At 71.0% G+C, this 19508-nt stretch carries 14 protein-coding genes and 3 pseudogenes; 10 read left to right on the top strand and 7 right to left on the bottom strand.

Features of this window, described 5'->3' with window-relative positions; all coding sequences use genetic code 11:
- The first annotated feature begins 1 nt into the window (after position 1).
- The 6 genes from ACF1DX_RS27145 to ACF1DX_RS27170 all read left to right on the top strand — a co-directional run bounded on the left by ACF1DX_RS27145 (position 2) and on the right by ACF1DX_RS27170 (position 7953).
- Positions 2-2428, top strand: coding sequence for a pyridoxal phosphate-dependent decarboxylase family protein (locus tag ACF1DX_RS27145; protein WP_391793748.1), 2427 nt, complete (start codon positions 2-4; stop codon positions 2426-2428).
- On the top strand, positions 2425-3969 hold the full coding sequence (locus ACF1DX_RS27150; RefSeq protein ID WP_391793749.1) for a hypothetical protein: 1545 nt from the start codon (positions 2425-2427) through the stop codon (positions 3967-3969). Before ACF1DX_RS27145 ends, ACF1DX_RS27150 begins: the two co-directional genes overlap by 4 nt.
- A 192-nt stretch (positions 3970-4161) precedes the next feature.
- Positions 4162-5247 (top strand): hypothetical protein, encoded by a 1086-nt coding sequence (locus tag ACF1DX_RS27155; RefSeq protein ID WP_391793750.1) that lies wholly within the window; start codon positions 4162-4164, stop codon positions 5245-5247.
- Positions 5244-6263, top strand: coding sequence for an ATP-binding cassette domain-containing protein (locus tag ACF1DX_RS27160; protein WP_391793751.1), 1020 nt, complete (start codon positions 5244-5246; stop codon positions 6261-6263). Before ACF1DX_RS27155 ends, ACF1DX_RS27160 begins: the two co-directional genes overlap by 4 nt.
- Positions 6260-7111 (top strand): ABC transporter permease, encoded by an 852-nt coding sequence (locus ACF1DX_RS27165; RefSeq protein WP_391793752.1) that lies wholly within the window; start codon positions 6260-6262, stop codon positions 7109-7111. Before ACF1DX_RS27160 ends, ACF1DX_RS27165 begins: the two co-directional genes overlap by 4 nt.
- Positions 7112-7116: 5 nt before the next feature.
- Positions 7117-7953, top strand: a complete 837-nt coding sequence (locus tag ACF1DX_RS27170; protein ID WP_391793753.1) for an ABC transporter permease — start codon at positions 7117-7119, stop codon at positions 7951-7953.
- Between the two features lie 596 nt (positions 7954-8549).
- Here the strand turns inward: ACF1DX_RS27170 and ACF1DX_RS27175 are convergent.
- A pseudogene (locus ACF1DX_RS27175) lies at positions 8550-8756 on the bottom strand (transposase); the annotation flags it as partial.
- A gap of 148 nt (positions 8757-8904) precedes the next feature.
- Here ACF1DX_RS27175 and ACF1DX_RS27180 point away from each other — a divergent pair.
- Complete coding sequence (locus tag ACF1DX_RS27180; RefSeq protein ID WP_391793754.1) at positions 8905-9300, top strand: MerR family transcriptional regulator; 396 nt, start codon at positions 8905-8907, stop codon at positions 9298-9300.
- 105 nt (positions 9301-9405) lie between these two features.
- Entirely contained in the window at positions 9406-10329 is a 924-nt protein-coding gene (locus ACF1DX_RS27185) for an NADP-dependent oxidoreductase (RefSeq protein WP_391793755.1), read from the top strand.
- 257 nt (positions 10330-10586) lie between these two features.
- Here the strand turns inward: ACF1DX_RS27185 and ACF1DX_RS27190 are convergent, their stop codons facing one another.
- From ACF1DX_RS27190 to ACF1DX_RS27215, 6 genes and pseudogenes are all read right to left on the bottom strand, one after another.
- Entirely contained in the window at positions 10587-11027 is a 441-nt protein-coding gene (locus ACF1DX_RS27190; protein ID WP_391793756.1) for a hypothetical protein, read from the bottom strand.
- 81 nt (positions 11028-11108) lie between these two features.
- Positions 11109-12380: a replication-relaxation family protein gene (locus ACF1DX_RS27195; RefSeq protein ID WP_391793757.1), complete on the bottom strand. Its 1272-nt coding sequence runs from the start codon at positions 12378-12380 to the stop codon at positions 11109-11111.
- A 429-nt stretch (positions 12381-12809) separates the two neighbouring features.
- The gene (locus ACF1DX_RS27200) at positions 12810-15041 is read right to left on the bottom strand and encodes a tetratricopeptide repeat protein (protein WP_391793758.1); all 2232 of its coding nucleotides are present in this window, start codon (positions 15039-15041) and stop codon (positions 12810-12812) included.
- Between the two features lie 516 nt (positions 15042-15557).
- Positions 15558-15953 (bottom strand): hypothetical protein, encoded by a 396-nt coding sequence (locus ACF1DX_RS27205; protein WP_391793759.1) that lies wholly within the window; start codon positions 15951-15953, stop codon positions 15558-15560.
- 81 nt (positions 15954-16034) lie between these two features.
- Positions 16035-16789: pseudogene (locus ACF1DX_RS27210) on the bottom strand (IS6 family transposase).
- 111 nt (positions 16790-16900) lie between these two features.
- The gene (locus ACF1DX_RS27215) at positions 16901-18499 is read right to left on the bottom strand and encodes a HEAT repeat domain-containing protein (RefSeq protein ID WP_391793760.1); all 1599 of its coding nucleotides are present in this window, start codon (positions 18497-18499) and stop codon (positions 16901-16903) included.
- Positions 18500-18904: 405 nt separating this feature from the next.
- Here ACF1DX_RS27215 and ACF1DX_RS27220 point away from each other — a divergent pair, with 405 nt between their 5' ends.
- The gene (locus tag ACF1DX_RS27220; RefSeq protein WP_391793761.1) at positions 18905-19327 is read left to right on the top strand and encodes a hypothetical protein; all 423 of its coding nucleotides are present in this window, start codon (positions 18905-18907) and stop codon (positions 19325-19327) included.
- A 51-nt stretch (positions 19328-19378) separates the two neighbouring features.
- Positions 19379-19508, top strand: a pseudogene (locus tag ACF1DX_RS27225) (IS5/IS1182 family transposase); the annotation flags it as partial.

Raw genomic sequence — 19508 nt, forward strand, 5'->3', positions numbered from 1 at the left:
CATGGCCGACCTGGACGACGGTTCGACCGAGGCCGACCCCTTCCCTCAGACACCGCTGCCCAAGGAGGAGTTGGACGCCCTGCTGGACGCCCGCCTCGCGGAGGTGCCCGGCTGGCACGCTCCAGACGACCCGGTGCGGCTCGGCTTCGCCATGACGGCACCGCACGACCTGGCCCTGAAGACGTTCGGCCGCTTCGCCGCACGCAACCCCAACAACGTCGGCGTGCACACCCGCTTCGGCGACGGCGTCCGCGGCACCCGACGCCTCGAGCGGGAGGCGGTCCTCGCACTCGCCGGGCTCCTGCACGCCGACGCCGCCGACGGGTACGTCACCAGCGGCGCCAACGAGGGCACCCTCGCCGGGCTGCGCGTAGGCCGCAACACGCTGCGTGCCGCGGGCGCCTCACGGGTCGTCGTCCTCGCGTCGACGCTCACCCACCACTCCGTGGCGAAGGCCGCGGACATCCTCGACGTCGAACTGCGGCTCTGCCCGGCGGGCCCGTCCTGGCGGCTGGAGGCCGCGGCGGTGGAGGCCGCGCTGGACGATCTCGCGGCACAGGGATCGCCGGACGACCGCACCGGAGTGATCGTGGTGTCCACCGCGGGCTACTACAACACCGGCCTGGTCGACCCGGTGGACGAGATCGCCGACATACTCGGACGACGGGCCGCGGACGGCGGCGACCTGAGGCTCTTCCACCACGTGGACGCGGCGCACGGCGGCATGATCCTGCCCTTCACCGCCCCGGAAGTGGCCTTCGACTTCCGCAGCCCGCACGTGCACTCGATCGTGCTCGACCCGCACAAGTCCGGCCTGATGCCCTACAGTTGCGGGGTCTTCCTGTGCCGCAAGGGCCTGATGGGCCATGGCGCGGTGCCCGCCCCGATGTCCGGCTTCCTCGACGAGACGATCACCGGGTCACGGTCCGGCGCGATGGCCGCCGCTCTGTGGTCACTGGTCTTCGGGGTGGCGGCGGACGGCTACCGGCAGGTGTTCCGCCACTGTCTCGCCGTACGCGACCGACTGGCCGACGCCATACGAGCCGCAGATCCCGACGCGGTGGTGCTGCCCTCACCCGGCAACACCGTCGTCGTCGCCGGCTTCTCCCACGAGGGCGGCCGCCTGCCCGCCGAACTCACCGAGCACTACCGCCTGGTGGGCAACATACTGCCGTGGACCGCGCCGGACGGCACGGACAAGGGCCGGCTCTTCCACCACTTCTACGCCATGCCCCACCTGACCCGCACCCACATCGACGCCTTCGGCACCGCCCTCGCCGCCGCTCTCCGCGCGCCCTCACCGTCACGGTCCCGGCGGACCGGGGACACCGCGCCCCCCGGCCCGCCGGACGAGCTGCGAGAGGTGCGGCGCAGCAGCGTCTGCCTGAGGCACCTCGTCGTCCACCCTCCGCGGCGCCGCGACCCGGACGGCTATCCGGACGCGTACTCCTTCCACACCTTCCAGGACCGGGCGGGCCTCGGCGAGGAGCTGACCGCACGCCCGTGGGACGGCCATGGAGCGCACCGGGACCTGTATGTCTACGCACCCGATCTGGACGCCCCCTTCGCCAACGAGCTGTTCGGGGTGACCGATCCCCAGCGGTACGCGCTGGAGGTCCTCGACCGCAACCAGCAGAAACTGTCGCTGGTCGGCGCCGCCCACTTCTCCGTCTTCGGCCCCGAGCCCCGAAACGCCGGCCGGCCCGTGGTCCTCGCCAACTTCCACGCCGACGGGACACTGCGGTCCGTCGAGTACAAGTACGGGGACCGCCGGTACAACGACGAGGTGCAGGTCTTCCACGACACGATCGTGGTCAAGATCGGCAAGGACGCCCGCAGCGTGCACCGCGACGGCGACGACTACTCCTTTTCCCTGGACACCTCGCTGGAGCTACGGGTGAGGGTGACGGACGACGACACCGCCCCGCGCGTCGACCGGGTGGCCCGGCACACCGATCCGGCGCTGCCGCGACGGCGGCATCTGCTGCGCGGCCAGTACCGCCGGTTCCCCAACCGGTTCTTCGACACGATCGTCGAGATGACCGTGGGGCGCCGGCACACCTCACCCGGCGCATCTCACGTGCCCGCCCTGCCGGGCGGCGACGTGCTGGCCCGGTCCGCGGAGCTGGACCTCGTCCGCGTGGTGCCGGCCGTCACGGAAGGCGACCTGCGGGTGACGCTCACCGCGGTCGACACACCCGGCGAGGCCGTGTTCTCGGTGCCGCTCGGCCTGGGCACCCGGCTGCCCGCACTGCTGAAGGGCATCCCGGTCGGCGCCCCGGAGAGCCTGACACCCGCCGAGGTGGTGACCTGGGCCGCCGGTCTGTATCCACCGGTGCGGGCGCTGCGCGAGGCGGCCCGCGCCGAAGGAGGGCACCGGCACCTGTCCGCGCCGGACGGCCCGCCCGGACAGGCCCAGCCCTCATGACCACGGCCGCACTCGTCGTACTGTGGGGCGTCCTGTCGTGGGGGGTCCTGCTCAGCGTGCGAGCGGCGCTCGCCGCCCGCGTCCTCGACCGGCGACGGCAGCGCACCGTGCCGGCCGCCGACCCGGCGCCGCACGTCGTCCTGCTGGTGCCGGCCCTTCGCGAACAGGAACTGCTGGCCGAGGTGGTGCGGGCGGCGGCCGGGCTGTCGTACCCGCCGGGTCTGCTGCATGTCGTCGTGGTGACCACGCAGCGGGAGGAACGGGAGCGGCACGCCGTGGCGGCACGGGTACCCGCTCTGGCGGCCGCTCTGGTCAAGGCAGACGCCGAGGACGCGGCCGCCAGGCTCGCCGGGATCGTGCCGTCCGGACGGGCCGCGGAGACCGCGCGGCGCACCCGCGCCTCCAGCGACCCGGCCGGCACCCTGCGCGCCGAGATCGACGCCGTCCCCACCACACGTGAGGTCGCCGCCGTTCTGCTGCCGGCGATCGCGGCCGGCCACCCCGGGGTCGGTCTGCACCACCTGCACTACACGGACGAGGGAGCCAAGAGCAGTCAGCTCGTGCACGCCGTCGAACAACTGCCGGGCCTGCTCCCGCCGGACGCCGACCCGGCCTACACCTACGTCGGGCTGTACGACGCCGACTCGCAGCCGGACCTGGGCAGCCTGGAGCAGCTGGCGGCCACCGTGTCCCGGGGCGACGGACCCACACCCCACCTGGTTCAGCAACTTCCGCTCCAGCTGCGCCGGCCGCACGCGGCGCGGCACGGCGGCACGGACGTGCTGATGCGCGCCCACGCCCTGGCCGACCTTCGCCGCCGCACGGGCGTGGAGGCGTACCGCATCCTGGCCCGGCGCCGCATCCGCTCCGCGCGACTGCCCGCGGGACTCACGGCACTCGCGGAGCCGGTGGTGTACGGGATCGGCGCCGGGCTGTTCGTCCGCCACGACACCCTGGTGTCCATCGGCATGTACGAGGAACCGGTCGACGACCTGCTCGTCGGCTACAAACTGTCCACCACCGGTGCCGTCATGGACGTACTGCCCGTGTTCAACCTGGTCGACCGCTACCCCCGGCCCCAGGCGCTCGGCAAGGCATACGCGCTCGTGGCCCACGGCTCGATCGCCGGGTGCCGACGGCTGCTGACCGATCCGGTGCTGCGCGCCTTCCGGCCGCGCAACACCGTCGTGCTCGTCAAGGAAGGCCTCGACACGGCATGGTGGTTCGGCGGTCCCGCCGTGGTACTGGCCGCGATCACGGCCCTCGTCGCCGACGGCTCGGGCGGTGCGCTGCTTGTGTGGGTCGCGGCGGCGTGCGCGTACACGGTGCTGCACGCCACATGGTGCGTGACGAAGGCCCGTCAATGGCTGGCCGCCCATCGCGGAACCGCCGCACGGACCGAGACGCCCACGTGGCCGTCGGCTCTCGCACTGGTACCGGCCTTCCTGCTCCAGCCGCTGCTGCACTGGGCGGGCCCGCTCGGACACCTGTACCGGGCCGTACGCGGTGCCCCGCCCGCCCTCGGCAAGACCGAACGGTGAGCCGAGCCCGGACACGGCCTGAAAACCCCCACACCACGCCCGCCCGCACCGGTGCTCCTCCCGTTCACCGCCCCCTCACCCCCTCACCCCCTCACCCCCTCACCCCCGACTCCAGCCCCCGACCTCGCCGCCGACGAGAAAGACCCGAGAATGACACCGCACCCCCCAGACCCGCTCCTGTCCACCGTGATCATGGCTCACCCGCACCGCAGGGCGGCGGCACAGGCGTTGAGCAAGGCCCATCCCGCGCTGGCCGCGAGGATCGTCACCGACCCGGAGCCCGAGGGGCCCCCGTCGGCGCTGCGCACCGCCCGCCGCGCCTGGCAGGCAGTGGCACCGGGCGCCACGCACCACCTGGTCGTCCAGGACGACGCACTGCCGCTCCCGGGGTTCGCGAGCACGGTCGCCGCACTGACCGCGGCGCAACCGGGGGCGTCCCTGAGCCTGTTCACGGAATGGGGCTCGCGCACCGCGAACGCCGTCCGCGCCGCCGCGCTGCTCGGCCACGCCTGGGCACCCGTGGTGGACGACTACCTGCCGTCGGTGGCCCTGGTCCTGCCCGCACCACTCGCCTTCGGCTTCGAGGAGTACGCGGCCGCCAAGGCCACGCCCGAGGCGACCGACGACGTCACCCTCCTCGACCACCTGCGCGGAGTGGACAAACTCGTCCCCGTGGCCGGACCGGTCGACCACGCCAATCCGCCCAGCCTCGTGGGCAACGACATCATGGGCCCGCGCAGCGCCGCCTGTCTGTCCCCGGCCGCCGACCCGGGCGGCTCCGTCCTCCCGGCGATGACCGCCGTGCCGTACTTCTGCTGGTGGGAACAGCTGGCCGTGGTCTACCTGCACGACCCCGCCGCCCCCGACGGCTGGCGCCGGGTGCCGGCCGAGGAAGCCCTCGCGCGACGAGGTATCGGACATGAGCAGATCGTGGGAGCGCTGCGGCAGACGCTGGAGACCCTCCCGCACCGCGCGTTCGTGCACGACCGGGTCAGTGACGTCCTGCTCGCCGAGGTGTGGACCACCGCCTACACGCTCGGTGTGGTCAGCCGGGACCTCGGCGCGCCCGACGGCAGATTCCCCGACCCCGCACGGCCCGCCGCTCGTACGGCCCTGGCCACACTCGTTCCGGGCGCGCTGCGCCGCGTCGTCCCGGTGCGCTGGCTGGCGGCCGTGGGGGAGCTGCTGCACCCGCTGGTGGAGGCCGCGGTGCTGCGGGGCGCCCAGGACGCCACAGTCGCGGGCACCGGCCCGGCGCCGTCCGGGAGCACATCATGAGCGGTGCCGAGCCGGTGATCGAAGTCCTTGGTGTCACCAAGACGTTCCGCACCTGGGGCGCCGCCGGAGCCTGGAGCATCCGCCGCCCCTTCCGCCGGCCGACGGAACGCGCGGTCGCGCTGGACGACGTCCGGCTCCGGATCTCACGTGGCGAGTTCGTCGGGCTGCTGGGACAGAACGGGGCCGGCAAGTCCACCCTGATCAAACTGATGACGGGCCTGCTGCTGCCGGACGCCGGCACGGTCCGGGTCTGCGGGCTCGACCCGTACGCCGACCGGGAGAGCAACGCCCGGAACATGGGCGTCACCTTCGGGCAGCGCACACAGATGTGGTGGGACCTGCCCGCACGGGACTCCTTCTCCATCCTCCGCGACGTCTACGGGCTGCCCGACGGAGTCTGGCGGGAGACCCTGACCGAGCTCGACGACGTACTCACCCTCTCCGAGTTCTGGGACACCCCGGTGCGGTTCCTCTCACTGGGACAGCGAGTGCGGTGCGACCTGGCCGCCGCCCTGCTGCACCGGCCGCGGGTCCTCTTCCTCGACGAGCCGACCATCGGCCTGGACGTCATGGTCAAGGACCAGGTACGGGAGCTGCTGTCACGGCTGGCCGCCACCGGCGACCACTCGGTGGTGCTGACGACCCACGACATGGCGGAGGTCGACGCACTGTGCCGCCGCATCGTCGTCATCGACCACGGGCGGGTCGTACACGACGGGCAGCGTGACCGGCTGGCCGTCGCCGCCGACGCCGAGCAGTCGTTCCTCGTCGAGTTCGAGACGCCACCGCCGCCGCTGGACCTGGTCCGGGCCACGGTCGTGTCGGTCGAGGGAGCGACCGCGCGGGTCAGACCGCTCCCCGGGGCGGACCGGGCGGAGGTCACCGCCGAGCTGCTCGCCGCGCACCCGGTCCGCTCGGTGCGCTACGAGGGGGCGACGGCCGAGGACGTCCTGCGCGCCCTGCACCGGCGCGCGCGCCCCGAGCCGGCGACCGATGCGGCCGAGGTGGCCACATGAGCCTCACCGACCAGCCGGCGGGCCCGTCCGACCCGGTGTCGTGGCCGTCCCCCCGCGCCCACCGCCTCATGACTCTGGTGCCGCGCACCGAATGGGCCTACCGGCCGCGCATCGCCGCGACGGCCTTCGTGATCCTCACACAGGTCTTCCTGTACGTGCTGCTGTGGCGCGCGCTGTACGGCGAGAGCGGCGAGACGGTCGTCGGCCTCGACATGTCCCAGGCCATCACCTACTCGGTGCTCGCCACGCTCATGGGGACCGGCCGGGTCATCATGGAGGGGGCCTCGCAGGAGACCGCGCAGAGCAAGATCCGTGACGGATCGGTGGTGTTCTGGTTCGTCCGCCCGCTCTCCGCCCGCCGCTACTGCGCCTGGCGCGGCCTGGGCGAGAGCCTGTACGCCACGGCCTGGCTGCTGGCCGGCCTGGCGGTGGGCGTGGCCTGCGGGCTGGTCGCGCTGCCGCCGTCCCCGGCCGCCGCCGCGGTCACCGCGCTGGCCTACGGACTCGGCCAGGTCGTCTTCTACCAGATCGGCCTGCTGGTGGACCTGACCAGTTTCTGGACCATCACCTCCTTCGGCGTGAACCGGCTGGCGGCCTTCGCCCAACTGCTGCTGTCCGGCGGACTGATCCCCCTGTGGTTCTTCCCCGACTGGCTGCGCGCCCTCGCCGTCCACCTGCCGTTCGCCGCGACCATCAACGTGCCGGTCTCGCTGTACACGGGGCGCATCCTTGCGGCGGACTGCTGGCCGTACGTCGCCGAGCAGGCCCTGTGGTGCGTCGTACTGGCCCTGCTGAGCCGCGTGATGTGGCAGCGCGCGGCCCGCCGGCTGCTCGTGCTGGGAGGGTGACGCGGATGACGACGACTCCTGACACCGCCGCGCCCGCCCGCCGGGTGGGCAGGCTGCGGCTGGCCGCCGTGATCATGCGCGCCGGTCTGCGCAGCCAGCTCGCCAACCGGGCGGACTTCGCGATGGCCGTCGCGAACGGCGTGACCTACCAGATCACGGTGCTGCTCTTCGCGACGGTCGTCTTCAGCCGGTTCCCCTCCCTCGGCGGCTGGGGCCTCGGGGAGATCCTGCTGATCAGCAGCATCCGAATGCTCGGACACGGGTTGTACATGCTGTTCTTCGGCAATCTCGGACTGATCCCGCACCTGCTGCGGGAGGGGCGCTTCGAAGCCTTCCGCACGCGCCCGGCACCGGTGCTGCTCCAGGTGTTCACGTACGAGGCGCCGATCAACGCCCTGGGGGACCTGGTGGTGGCCGGAGCATCGCTGACCGTGTGTCTGTCCCTCCTGGACATCACCTGGTCGCCGGCCGCTGTGTGCTTCCTGGTGGTCGCCGTCGCCGCCGCCGCGGTGATCGAATTGGGGCTCAACCTGCACATCGCGGGTCTGGTGCTGCGGTTCCGGGGCAGTGAGTCCCTGTTCTTCTGGCTCGACAACACCGCGGGCAACTTCGGCAACTACCCGCTGAGCGTGTTCCCGGCGGTCCTCCAGGGCGCCTTCACGTTCGGCATCCCGATCGCGTTCGCCGGCTACTACCCGGCGGCATGGCTGACCGGCCACGCCGACACGGTTCCCGTCTCCCCCCTGCTGGTCCATCTGGCACCGCTGGTCGCCCTGCTGGCCGTACTGTCCGGTCTCGTGGTGTGGCGCCGCTGCCTGGCGTGGTACTCCCGCAACGGGTGACGTGCGAGGGGGCGTTGGCCCCTCGCGCCCGGCCGGGGGCGACGGGCGCGGGGCGGGCCGACCACCCCGGACCGGACCGATCCGCCCGATTGAGGAACCCTTGTCCGTGTTACGGCGGCACGGCTCCCATGCGCGCCACCTCCGTCGTCCTGCCGGCTGCCTCCGTGCGGGAGGTCCTCGCGGAGGCGGGCGGGAACGTCGCGGAGTTGTGGCGCAGGATGCTCCGGGCCCAGGAAGAGGGGGCGTTGGAGGGGTGGGGTGCGCAGTGCGCGCCCTCGCTGTTTGTGCCGGCGGGGTGGTGGGTTGGCGGTCTCGTGTGCGGGGGTGGTGGTGGGTTTCCGCGAGGTGGTCGAGACGGATGGTTTCGAGTGATCGTTTGGTGATGCGTTCGGTGCCGTCGCAGATGGCGGTGATGGCGGTGATGGCGGCTTGGCGGATGAGTCGGGTGAGGGATCCGATGCGGCCGGCGGTGCGCTGGTGGAGGCAGGGAGGGTGGCGGGGAGTACCGGGTCTGTGGTGGGTGAGGTCGAGGTTGTTTTCGATGCCGGTGATGACGTCGGTGAAGGGGCTGCGGGTGCCGTGGCGGGCGGGGAGGGGGGCAGCAGTTCGAGGTAGTCGTGGCCGGTCAACGGGACGGGCACGTGTCCGGCGACGGCGGCGAGCGCGGCCCGCATCTGATTCGGGGTGAGGGCCTTCCTGGGCATCGGCGGGTGGCGCAGGCCTTCATGGGGCCGGTGGTGGCAGTGCACCAGCCACTCATCAAGCAGGTTCTGCAGCTGGGGGACGCTGTGGCAGGCGTGTCGGCGTACCGGGAAAAGTGCTCAGGCGTGTGCAGGCGAACGTGCTCGGTCGGGGGACCTGGCGACAGTCCTGCGGTGGTGGGGGTGTCCGCGAGCGTCCATGACTCGACGGCGGTCTGAACCTGGAGCACGCGGGCGTAGGCTCTCAGGGATGCGGATAGGCGAGTTGTCCAAGCGCACGGGCGTGAGTCCGCGCTCACTGAGGTACTACGAAGAGCAGGGCCTGCTGACCAGCTCACGCTCCGACGCGGGGCAGCGTCACTATTCCGATGCTGCGGTCCAGCGCGTGTCACTCATCCGGCAGCTGTTCGACGCGGGTATGTCCAGCAGGGTGATCGCGACGGTGCTGCCGTGTGTGGACGTCCCGGGTGACTTGGGCGTCGCCGAGGAGACGTTCACGGCGATGATGCGCGAGCGCGACCGGATCGACGCCGACATCGCGCACCTGATCGAGACCCGGGAGGCACTCGACGTGCTGATCAGGGCCAACAGCCGACACCGGGCGGAGCTGTCCACGGCCCCGGAACCGGTGGCGCAGTCGGCCTGATGCTGTGATCTGCGTCTCAGCCGGTTGCCCCTCACATCAATGTCAGAGGTGAGGATGGCGACAACCCCGGAATCACCGGGGCGGTCATACGAGAGGCGGCGGAAGATGGGGCAGGCGTGGGGTTTCGGCAGGTACGGCGGACCCGAGGTGCAGGAGTTCTTCGATCGTCCCGACCCCGTCCCCGGTCGCGGCGAGGTGCTGATCCGGGTCGACGTGGCCGGCGTGAATCCCCTCGACCACCTTCTGCGCTCGGGTCTGGTCGACGGGCTCGACGGCGGGCGTCCGTTTCCCCGCGTGCTGGGCATGGAGGCAGCCGGAACCGTTCTCGCCCGGGGCGAGGACGTCGACGGGCTGGAGGTGGGTGACGCGGTCTTCGGCTTCGCACTCACCGGTGGCGGCACCTACGCCGAGACGACGGTGCTGTCCGCGCCGAACACCGCACGCATCCCGGAGGGTCTGTCCGCGACCGTGGCGGCAACGCTGCCAGTGGCTGGGACGACCGCGGTGGACGTGCTCGACCAGCTCGGCCTCCCGGCCGGTGCCACGGTCCTGGTCAACGGAGTCGGGGGCGGGGTAGGCCTCGCCGTCGCCCGGCTGGCCATCGGGCGCGAGCTGCGTGTGATCGGCACCGGGAGTACCGCCAAACGCGAGCACGCCGAGGCCATCGGGGTGCGGTTCATCGACTACACCGCCGAGGACGTCGCCGCCGCGGCACGCGCGCTGGTTCCGGACGGCTTCGACGGGATCGTCGACCTGGCCGGAGGCACCTCGCTGCGGACGGTCGCTCCGCTGGCCCAGGATCCCCGCAACGTCATCGCTGTGGGTGATATGTCTGTGCCCGATCTCGGTGGGCGTTTCGTCGAGCGCCGCGTCGACCGCGAGAACCTGGAGCGGTCGGCCCGGCTGGCCCTCGACGGACTCCTCGCATCCGTGATCACCGCGGTCCATCCGCTCTCCGACGCCCCGGCCGCCCTCGCCACCGTCGAGAACGGTCACACCTCGGGCAAAGTTGTCATCAAGGTGGCATGAGAAGTGCCCGGCCGTCTGACGCTGTCGACCCTCCACTGCGGGCTGACGAGAACCCGTGGTCAGCGCATCATCAACTGAGCACGTTCACCTGTACGGGGTTGAGCACGTTCAGGGCCCTGGCAAGATTTTCGTGAAGCTGGGGTGTGTTTTCGTGTGCCCGTGACGCTCCGTCACCCATGGCGGCGTCGGAGTAGGGCCATGAAGGTGACTCGGTGGCGGAGTAGCGGGACTCCAGCGCGACCGGCCATGATCCGTTTTTAGAGCTTCAGACCGGTGATGCGGCCTTCGTTAACATCGGAGTTGAGCACCGTGGTGATGCCCTGTACGACCGCCAGCTGGTCCTCGCGGATGGCGTTGGCCAGGCTGGCCAGGGCCGGGAGGCGGGAGGCTGAGAGGTACTCAAGCCAGTCGGGTAATGGTGCGGCGTCGCGGGCTTCGAGCATGGCGGCGAACTGCCGTACCAGGTTGTGGGTTCGGTTCAGTTCCGGGCAGTGCTCAAGCAGCCGCCCGAGCGCCTCGGTAGCGTGCAGGCCGCGCCGGGATGGCGCGGTGGTGATCCAGCGGGCGATCTGGCGGGGTGAGGGCGGCCGCTTGCGCGGGGTGTCGATCGGCAAACCGCGGCGCAGCGGCGCGATGGCCGTCTTGACCCGCTGGTAGTGGCTGCGGTAGCCCTTGGTGACGATCTCCTGGTGGAGCACCGTTGCGGTGTGCTCGCCCTCTTCCCACCCCAACCGGCGGCTGGAGCCAATGCACAGAGCCTGCACCGATCCCGGGGAGGTTCACCAGGCCGACACCACCCTTAAGCTGGAGAGGGACGCCGCGTCTTCTGCCCCGCACCCGCGGGGATGGTCCCCGGCCGCTCCGGCCTCCCCTCCTCCGGCATCTGCTACTCCCCGCACTCGCGGGAGTGTTCGGCATCTGGTGGACGCGCTGCGCAGCTGGTGGTCGTGCCGGAGGTGCGGCTGCGCAATCGCTGCGCGCTCGGCTGCGCAATGCTGTGGCCTGCGGTGGTAGGCCTCATGGTCGGGGTCCAGGCGGTTGTGGTCGGGGTCTGCGCAATGCCTGACCGTAGCCCTGACCATGGCGGCTAGGAGTTCCGGCTGTGCATCCAGTCGACCCTGCCGGTCGGGGTCGTGGGTGGGCCGCCAGATGGGTGCGGTGGGGCCGTGCTGGAGCAGGTCGGTCATGGGGGCCGCGAGGACGGGGACCTCGCGCAGGAATGCGGCGAGTTCGTGTCCTCGGGTGGCGGCGCGTAGGGCGTTGATACGGGTCTCGACGCCTGTGGAGCTGGTGCCGTCGAGGACGAACAGCAGGCGGGGGAAGAGGGGGTAGCGCTGGCGCCAGGTCTCCTGTGCTGGTTCGGGGAAGGGTGGTTGTCGCTGCCGCACGACTGGTACGGGCGCGTAACTGTGGAGCCGGGCGTAGGAAGACAGTTTGGCGGCGAGGCGTTCGGGTCCCATGGTGGCCCGGTCGACTTCGACGAACGCCCGCAGCATCACCCCGCCCCTGACACCGTTCCTGTCCTCGTTGCCGCCGTCCGCGCTGTCCATGCCGGTCGTACGGTTCGTGCCGTCCGTGGGGCGGCGTTGGTAGTAGAGGAGGGCGTCGGGGATGACGGCTTCGCCGCCTCCGAGGGGGTGGTGGACTTCGGGGATCCAGTCCAGCGGCCGGCACAGGTCGCCGCGGTGGTGGGCGTCCTGGAGGAACGCCAGCGCGGTCTCGGTCACGGTCAGCCCGTGTCCGACTTTCAGCCGCACCGCGGTCCGGTCCACCGCGCCCCGCAGGGGACGCCGGCTGCGTAGCTCGGGCCACTCGGAGGCGATCTGCGCCCCGTACTGGGTGGGATGCCATACCTGGGTGCGTCCGGCCTGGGGCAGGGTGATGCGATCGACCAGGCCCTCCTCGCGCAGTTTCATCAACCGCCGCAGTGTCTGCTCGACCCTTACGCCGGGCGAGATGATCAGGCGCATCTGCTCGGTGGTGGCCATCCGGTACTGGACCAGCACCGCCAGCGCCAGCCGGTCCCGACCGCCCGTGTCGACGTCCGCCATCGTCGGCTCCCTCATCCAGCGGCACCCCTGCGTATCGGGCGCCGCGCGTATGAGGAAGGTCAGCAGCCGGCCCCGACCAGACCACCGACCACGAAGGCCCGACCACGGCCACGATGCGACAACACCACCCCCGACCACGCCGACAACCCCTTTTGGCCTCCCCGCCAACACCGGCCCGTACTTGCCCAGGAACGACTCGCGTATCCGCAGGTCACCACACTGGTCTGACCGTGGTCGAGAGCCCGACCTCCCCTGCACGCACCCCATGACCACCTCACCACCAGAAGCGGGGGGAACGACACGGACGAGGGCGGGCGGTGTACGACCCGGGGGAGCAGGGCGGCCTGTACTCGGCCGCGCGTTGGCCGTGTATCCACGCCCTACGCCTGACGGCATACCCAACAGACCAGATCACGGTGCATGCACTACCTACGGCCGACCACGTCGACGCAGTCTCGACCACCAGCCGCTCCCTGCTTGTGCCATTGCGGCCTCCGCGCGGGCGAGGTTGTTGCGGCTGGTGAGGGTGTCTGGGTGGTGGGGGCCGAGGATGCGTTCGCGGTCGGTGAGGGTTCGGCGATGCAGGTCGATGGCTTCCTGGTGCCGTCCGAGATTAGTCGACACGGCTGCGAGGTTGTTGCGGCTGGCGAGGGTGTCTGGGTGGTGGGGGCCGAGGGTGTGTTCTCGGTCAGTCAGGGTGCGCTGGTGGAGGTTGGCGGCTTTCTGGTGTTGGCCGAGGTCGTTCAGTGCGGTGGCGAGGTTGTTGCGGCTGGTGAGGGTGTCTGGGTGCTGAGGGCCGAGGGTGTGTTCTCGGTCGGTGAGGGTTTGGCGGTGCAGTTCGGCGGCTTCTTGGTGTTGGCCGAGGTCGTTCAGTGCGGTGGCGAGGTTGTTGCGGCTGGTGAGGGTGTCGGGGTGGTGGGGGCCGAGGATGCGTTCGCTGTCGGTGAGGGTTTGGCGGTGCAGATCGGCGGCTTCCTGATAGCGGCCCAGACCCCGCAGTGCGGTGGCGAGATTGTGGCGACTGGTGAGGGTGTCGGGGTAGTTGGGTCCGAGACGGCGTACTCCGATGTCCAGGATGTGCTGGTGCAGCAGGTGTTCCTCGGTGAAGGCGCCAGCTTCATGCAGCGCGTCGGCGAGGGCGTTGAGTGTGTTGTGGGCTGAGGTAAAGGTGTGGTCGGTGGTGCGGTTCAGGAGTGCTGGGAGGTGAGGGGTGAGGAGGCGGGCGGTGGGCCAGCCGGCGCGGCCAGCGTGGACGGTGTCGTTCACGGCCTGGGTGAGATGAGCGTCTAGGGCGGTGTACCAGGGGGCGGGGTCGGTGCCGGTGGGGGTAAGGGCCATGACCTCGCGGACCAGCGGATGCAGGACCACTTGACCAACGCTGACCGCCGCGCCGTCCCCGGCTGGTGCGTCTGCCGTGGTGCGGGGAGCGCCGAGGAGGGCGTACTGGTGGAGCCCGGCCAGCGCGGCGTCCAGGGCGGTGGCGGTGACGTCCTGCCCGGTGGCGTCGGCCAGGAGGGCGGGGGTAATCAGGGAGCGGGGGACAGGGGCGGCTTCCAGCAGAGCCAGCAGATGCAGCAGCGGGCGGGCGAGGGTGTAGCCGTCGGTGTGGAGCTGGGTCAGGGACAGGTCCCAGGTGTGCCGCACGACGCTGCGGGCGATCTCCGGATCGGCAGCCTGGGGATGCTCGGCTCCCAGCAGATCACCGAACTCCCGGTCTAGCGCTTCACGGTAGGCAGCGAAGCTGCGGTAGCGGCTCGTCGGGGTGGCCAGGAAGCGGCCGGCTGCCTCAAGCGCCAGTGGCAGACCCCCCAACCGCACCGCCAGCGCCCGCGCCTCCGCTTCACTGCCGGCCGACGGCGCCGCATCGGTGAGAACGGCGGCCGCGGTCGTCTCCTCGAGCGGCTCCAGATGCACCAGCTGCGCCCGCCGTCCCCACGTGCCCACCGAGGTGTCCCGGCTGGTGACGATCAACAGTCCGGCCCCGTCGGGGCGCAGCCACCCCCGATAGGACGCCACCGCCTCCCGGCCCGGCCCGACGCGCGCGGGAGTGTCGACATTGTCCACGACGACCACCCACCCGCTCACCGCCGCCAGGTGCTCCCACACCACATCGACCAGCACCGCCTGCCCCCGCCGCGCCGCCTCCAACCGCTCCTCGGCAAGCCCCAGATCCTGCGCGATCCGGGTCAGGTCCTCAGCCAGTCGGCTGGGGTCGTCCTGCCAGCGGACCCAGAACACCACCCTCCGCGCCTGCTGCGCTTGACGGGCGGCCTCGGCGGCGAGGGTGGTCTTGCCCAACCCGCCGGCCCCGCATACCACCGCCATCCCCCCACCACGACGTACCAGATGGTTCAGCAGGGCGAGCTCGCTGTCCCGGCCCCGCACCCGCGCCGTCGGTACCGGTGGCCGCAAGGAGGCGCTGACCGCGGCGGCTGACACCCACTCCCGCGCCGTCGGCGCACTGCCTGCCGACGAGCCGGCCTCCGCCCCACCAGACGCGCGCAGGGCATACAGGGAGATCGGCAGGCTCAGCAGCGCAGCGCTCCCGCCGACGACACTGGCCGTCTGATCCGCCGCCTCCAGCCCGAAACGGGCAACCGCCCAAACCACCGCCCCCAGGAAGGCGGCCAACGCCGCAACCAGCACCCAACGGACCAGCACGCCCGCCCACCCAACCGGCCTCGCCCCGCGCACCGGCATCCCCCTTCACCCGTCACAGTGAAGCGAGAATGCCCCGAACCAGCCCCACCAGGAACCCGAACAGATCAGCCGGTACGCAGCCGTGACGACTCGCCACACACTCCGAACACCAGTGCCGCTCCATCTCGGGCCTCGCGCATATGAGGCAGATCAGCAGTCGGCCCCGACCAGACCGTCGACCGCCAGGACCCGACCGCGGTCATGCTGCGACAACACCGCCGTGGACCGGGCCGATATCCCCGCCGACAACCCCTCCCGCATCCGTCCGCGCACCCCGCCCTCCGGACCACATTCCCGCAGCTCACCACGCCTGTTCGGGGTTGGTCGGCAGCCCGACATGTAGGAAAGAGAAGGAGAGAGTGGGAAGGAGAGGGAGCGGCAGCGGCGAGAGAGGATGGCACGGGGGAGAGGTCAGGAGGGACGGCGAGGCGGGATGCGGGCGGAAGGGGTGTGGCGCGGCAGTGTCCCCTCGGTGCGTCAGGACGTGGTCTGGGCGGCGCCGGCTTCCTGTTTCACGTCCTGGTCTCGTTCCACGTTCTGGCCCTGGCCTTGGCCGTCCTCGTGTGCATACAGGATGCGGGCTTCGGCCATGGCGCGTTGCCAGCTGCGTTCGCTGCCGCCGTGTTCACGCGCCAGCCGGGCTGCCATGCCGCGTTGGTAGCCGCCGGCGTGCTTGAGTTCCTCGAGGGCGGTGGCGACGGCCTGGTCGCGTCGGGCGCGACCCCAGCCGCCTCCGTGGTTGCCCCTCCCGTCTCCGCGGGGCCGCCCCGCACGCCGCAGCCGACCGGTACCGACATCCTCCTGCCAGGCCGCCCAGAACGCCTCCACGGCCTCCTGGTCGTAGTAGTGGACGCGCTCGTCCGTGCACGCCACCTCCGGGCATTGTCACGTTGTTGGACGTGTGGTGGTTTTATGGTGCGTCGCGGCATGTGGGCCCGCGACCTGGGACTGTGGTCAGGTTGTGGTGGGCTGGTCGACAGTGCCGGTGATCTGGTCCCAGATCGCGAAGCGGATGGCCATCTCGGCTCGGTAGTCGTGTGCGGTCGTCAGGTGGCGGCGGGGGCGGAAGTGGGGCGAGATGCCGCTGAACGCGGACAGGAATCGTTGGGCTCCGCCCACGGAGCGGAAGCTTTCATCGCGCGTTCGCGCTGCCTCGTTGGCTGGTGGCTGTTCTCCGCCCGGTTGTTGAGGTACTTCGACTGCCGGTGCTCGACGCAGGGCATGACCTGGCGGTGGGCGGCGCCGTAGGAGCGGAGCTTGTTGGTGACGATCACCTGCGGCACCGTGTGAGTCCTCTTCATCAGGCGGCGGAAGAAGCGCCTGGCCGCGGCCTTGTCCCGGCGGTCCTGCACCAGGATGTCCAGCACATTGCCGTCCTGGTCGACAGCCCGTCACAGGTACTTCCGTTCCCCGCTGATCTTGAGGAAGACCTCGTCCAGGTGCCATGTGTCACCAGGGCGGGGCTGCCGGCGGCGCAGCGCGCTCGCGTACTGCTGACCGAACTTGGCGCACCAGCGGCGCACCGTCTCGTAGGAGACGGCGATCCCGCGCTCGAGCATGAGCTCCTCGACCTCGCGGAACGACAGCGGGAAGCGGTGGTACAGCCACACGCAGTGGGAGATGACCTCGACCGGATACCGGTGGCTCTTGTACGACGGCGACACGGCCCCATGGACGACCCTTCCCAGGCTGATCAACCAGGAGATCATCCTCACCGATCAGCCAACGTGACAACGCCCCACAGCGCGTTCATGTACTACAACCGCTGGCGCCCGGGCCGGTGCCGGGCGCCCTGGGGTTGCGGGGTGTCCGGCATCAGGTCAGCTGGACAGTCCGACTTCCCACTTGCGCCGCTGAAGGACGTGGTCGCTGAAGAGATGGCGGGAGCGGTTCAGCAGTTCGCCCACTTCCGCGTCCCCGCGCGGGGTGTCCGCTCCCGGATGCCAGCGCTGCACCGACTGCCCGGCCCACGCGCGCAGCTTGTCGTCCGGATCGTCCAGCAGGGCGACCGCGGCCCGCAGTCCGACGATCCCGCCGCGGGCGTTGAGCAGCCGGAATGCGGCGACCCGGACCGGCCGGGGCCGCGCGGCGCCGAGGCGCACTGTCAGCAGCCCGGCGGGCAGTGTTCCGGCGAACGGGAGCAGCGCGGTGGCCGTCTCCCGTACGACGCCGGGTGCCGGGTCGTCGAGCAGCGGTAGCAGCCGTGCGACGTCGGTCGCGTCCAGCGTGCGCAGCCCGGCCACCGTCCGTGCCCGCACCGTCGGTGCCGGATGGGTGAGCAGTGGCCACAGCAGCTCCGCGTCCACGCGTGCCCCGCACTCCGCCAGCCCGATCACCGCACCGGGCGGCATCGTCGAGTCGGCCGGGTCCGCGCATCGCTCCCGGTACCAGGGCAGCGGATCCCTGCCGTTTTGGCGTATGACGTACCGCGCGCAGGCCCGCACCAACGCGGACCGGTCGTTGAGGAACTCCATCGCCCACCCGGGTCGTTCCGCCCGTCGCAGCGCGGTGACCCCGGCCGACCGCGCCCGGGGACTGCGCGCGTCCAGGAGCGGTTCCAGCACCTCGTCCCAGTCGCCTCCGTCCGTCATGGCGGCCAGAGCGGCGTCGGCGCACAGGCCCTGGACGACCGCGTCGTCGTCCCAGGCGGCGCGGCGGGCCAGTTCGCCGGGAGAGAGGAGCCCTTCCTCAATGCTCAGCCGGAAGGCGAACCGGCGTACGGTGCGGTCGGTGTGGGTGTGCAGGGGCAGCAGCCGCTCGCGCGGCGCCCGGCGGAGCGTGCTGTCGAGCAGTTCGAGCCCGAAGGCGCCCCGCTCGCGCAGGCCGACGCGCAGGATCAGCGGCGCAAGGGCGACCGCGGTCTCCACATCGAGCCTCTCGCCCAGCAACCTCCGGGCCCGCTCCCGCACGGGCGTGGCCCAGTCGCCGGCGCGTATGGCCAGCAGCGGAAGGAGCACGGGATGCTCCACGGCCCCCTCCAGAGCGGCCTCGCGTACCCGCCCGTCCGGATGACACAGCGCGAGAGCGAGCCGGGCCTGCGCACCCTGCCTCGCGCTCTCGTCCCAGGTCTTGTCTGCCTCGGGCTGGCTGTACGAAAGGTGCCCGAGTTCGGCGGCCGGTTCCACTCTCCCGACCGGATGGTGGAAACGGGCAGTGACCCAGCGGCGGAAGCGGCCGGTTGCCGATTGCCGTGAAGACGCCTCCGTCCGCAGTGCGGCGTCACTGGATGCGCCGGAGCGCAGCACCGCGGTCCGGTCTTCGTCCGGCAGCAGCGCATGCCCGTACCGGAGGATCTGTCGGACGCCCACATCGAGCGCGGTCCAAGCCCGGGGATCAACGGTGTCCAAAGCCTCGGTGAGGGGCGTTCCCCGGATCAGGCAGACTGCTGCTGTCCCGCCGCTTCCGATGTCGTCGTCCATGCTTGTCCTACCCTGCTCATCTGCCGCTTTGAACGATCGTAGAGGTGGGGCGACGGAGCGTCGCGGGGATTACTGATCGTTTCAGAGTAGGAGTGGGGGACGGTCACTCCTCGTCGAGTCGATGGAGAACCTGCGTGAAGTCACCGGCGTCGAGCAGGCCGGCGAGCACCTGGGGCATGCTGCCGATGCCGGTATCCCGGACCATCAAGCCGTCAGAGGCCGGTTTGTGACTTAATGTTCGGTTCGTCGCTGGGCTCGGGTGGGAGGTGCTGTTCGGTCCTCCGTGCCGGAGAAGAGCGCGAGGCGGCCCGCCTGGGCTTCATCAGCAGCCTCAGTGTCGTCGCCGGTTCCCCGGCTGGGCTGCACCTTTGACCTCAACCTTGGTTGAGGCGCAACACTCGGCGCATGGAGATCACAAAGAGCAGCACCATTCTCTTCCGCAATACCATGCGCATCACGGACGGTCACCTCGACGGTTTCCGGCGCGCCATCGCGCAGGCGGTGGCATTCTCTCAAGAGCACGGCCCTCAGCTCATGGTCGAGGTCTTCATCGACGAGGAGCGGATGCTGGCGCACAGCTTCCAGCTCTACCGCGACTCCGATGCCATCCGCGCCCACTGGCGGCTCTCGGATCCGTGCATCCGCGAGGTAATGGACCACTGCACCGTGCAGCACTTCGAGATATTCGGTGCACCGGACCATGACATCGTGGCGGCGCTCAAGACCCCCGATGGCGAATCCTTCCCCTTCGTCGTCTCGCCGCGCCTCGCCGGCTTCAACCGTCTTGGGACGCCCGGCTTGGGTGAATTACCCTCTGAGAGGTCCTAACAGAAGTTGTTGATCAAGTAACCGTCCGCTGGTCTGCTCGTTGGTCGGGGCGTGGGGAAGCGTCAGTCGCGGCCGTGGATCGTGTCGGACGAACTGTGGTCGCTCATCGAGCCGTTGCTGCCCGAGCCGGGGCCGAAGCTGGTGGCGGGCCGGCCGCGGGTGCCGGACCGGCAGGCGTTGT

It is taken from the genome of Streptomyces sp. NPDC014676, from assembly GCF_043084105.1.
Classification (GTDB): Bacteria; Actinomycetota; Actinomycetes; order Streptomycetales; family Streptomycetaceae; genus Streptomyces.

What these genes read in the sequence shown, in the direction of transcription:
- ACF1DX_RS27185 (WP_391793755.1), top strand. Translation starts at nt 9,406, where the DNA reads ATGGGGCAGGCGTGGGGTTTCGGCAGGTACGGCGGACCCGAGGTGCAG.
- ACF1DX_RS27160 (WP_391793751.1), top strand. Translation starts at nt 5,244, where the DNA reads ATGAGCGGTGCCGAGCCGGTGATCGAAGTCCTTGGTGTCACCAAGACG.
- ACF1DX_RS27170 (WP_391793753.1), top strand. Translation starts at nt 7,117, where the DNA reads ATGACGACGACTCCTGACACCGCCGCGCCCGCCCGCCGGGTGGGCAGG.
- ACF1DX_RS27220 (WP_391793761.1), top strand. Translation starts at nt 18,905, where the DNA reads ATGGAGATCACAAAGAGCAGCACCATTCTCTTCCGCAATACCATGCGC.
- ACF1DX_RS27145 (WP_391793748.1), top strand. Translation starts at nt 2, where the DNA reads ATGGCCGACCTGGACGACGGTTCGACCGAGGCCGACCCCTTCCCTCAG.
- ACF1DX_RS27195 (WP_391793757.1), bottom strand. Translation starts at nt 12,380, where the DNA reads ATGGCGGACGTCGACACGGGCGGTCGGGACCGGCTGGCGCTGGCGGTG.
- ACF1DX_RS27165 (WP_391793752.1), top strand. Translation starts at nt 6,260, where the DNA reads ATGAGCCTCACCGACCAGCCGGCGGGCCCGTCCGACCCGGTGTCGTGG.
- ACF1DX_RS27155 (WP_391793750.1), top strand. Translation starts at nt 4,162, where the DNA reads ATGGCTCACCCGCACCGCAGGGCGGCGGCACAGGCGTTGAGCAAGGCC.
- ACF1DX_RS27150 (WP_391793749.1), top strand. Translation starts at nt 2,425, where the DNA reads ATGACCACGGCCGCACTCGTCGTACTGTGGGGCGTCCTGTCGTGGGGG.
- ACF1DX_RS27180 (WP_391793754.1), top strand. Translation starts at nt 8,905, where the DNA reads ATGCGGATAGGCGAGTTGTCCAAGCGCACGGGCGTGAGTCCGCGCTCA.
- ACF1DX_RS27215 (WP_391793760.1), bottom strand. Translation starts at nt 18,499, where the DNA reads ATGGACGACGACATCGGAAGCGGCGGGACAGCAGCAGTCTGCCTGATC.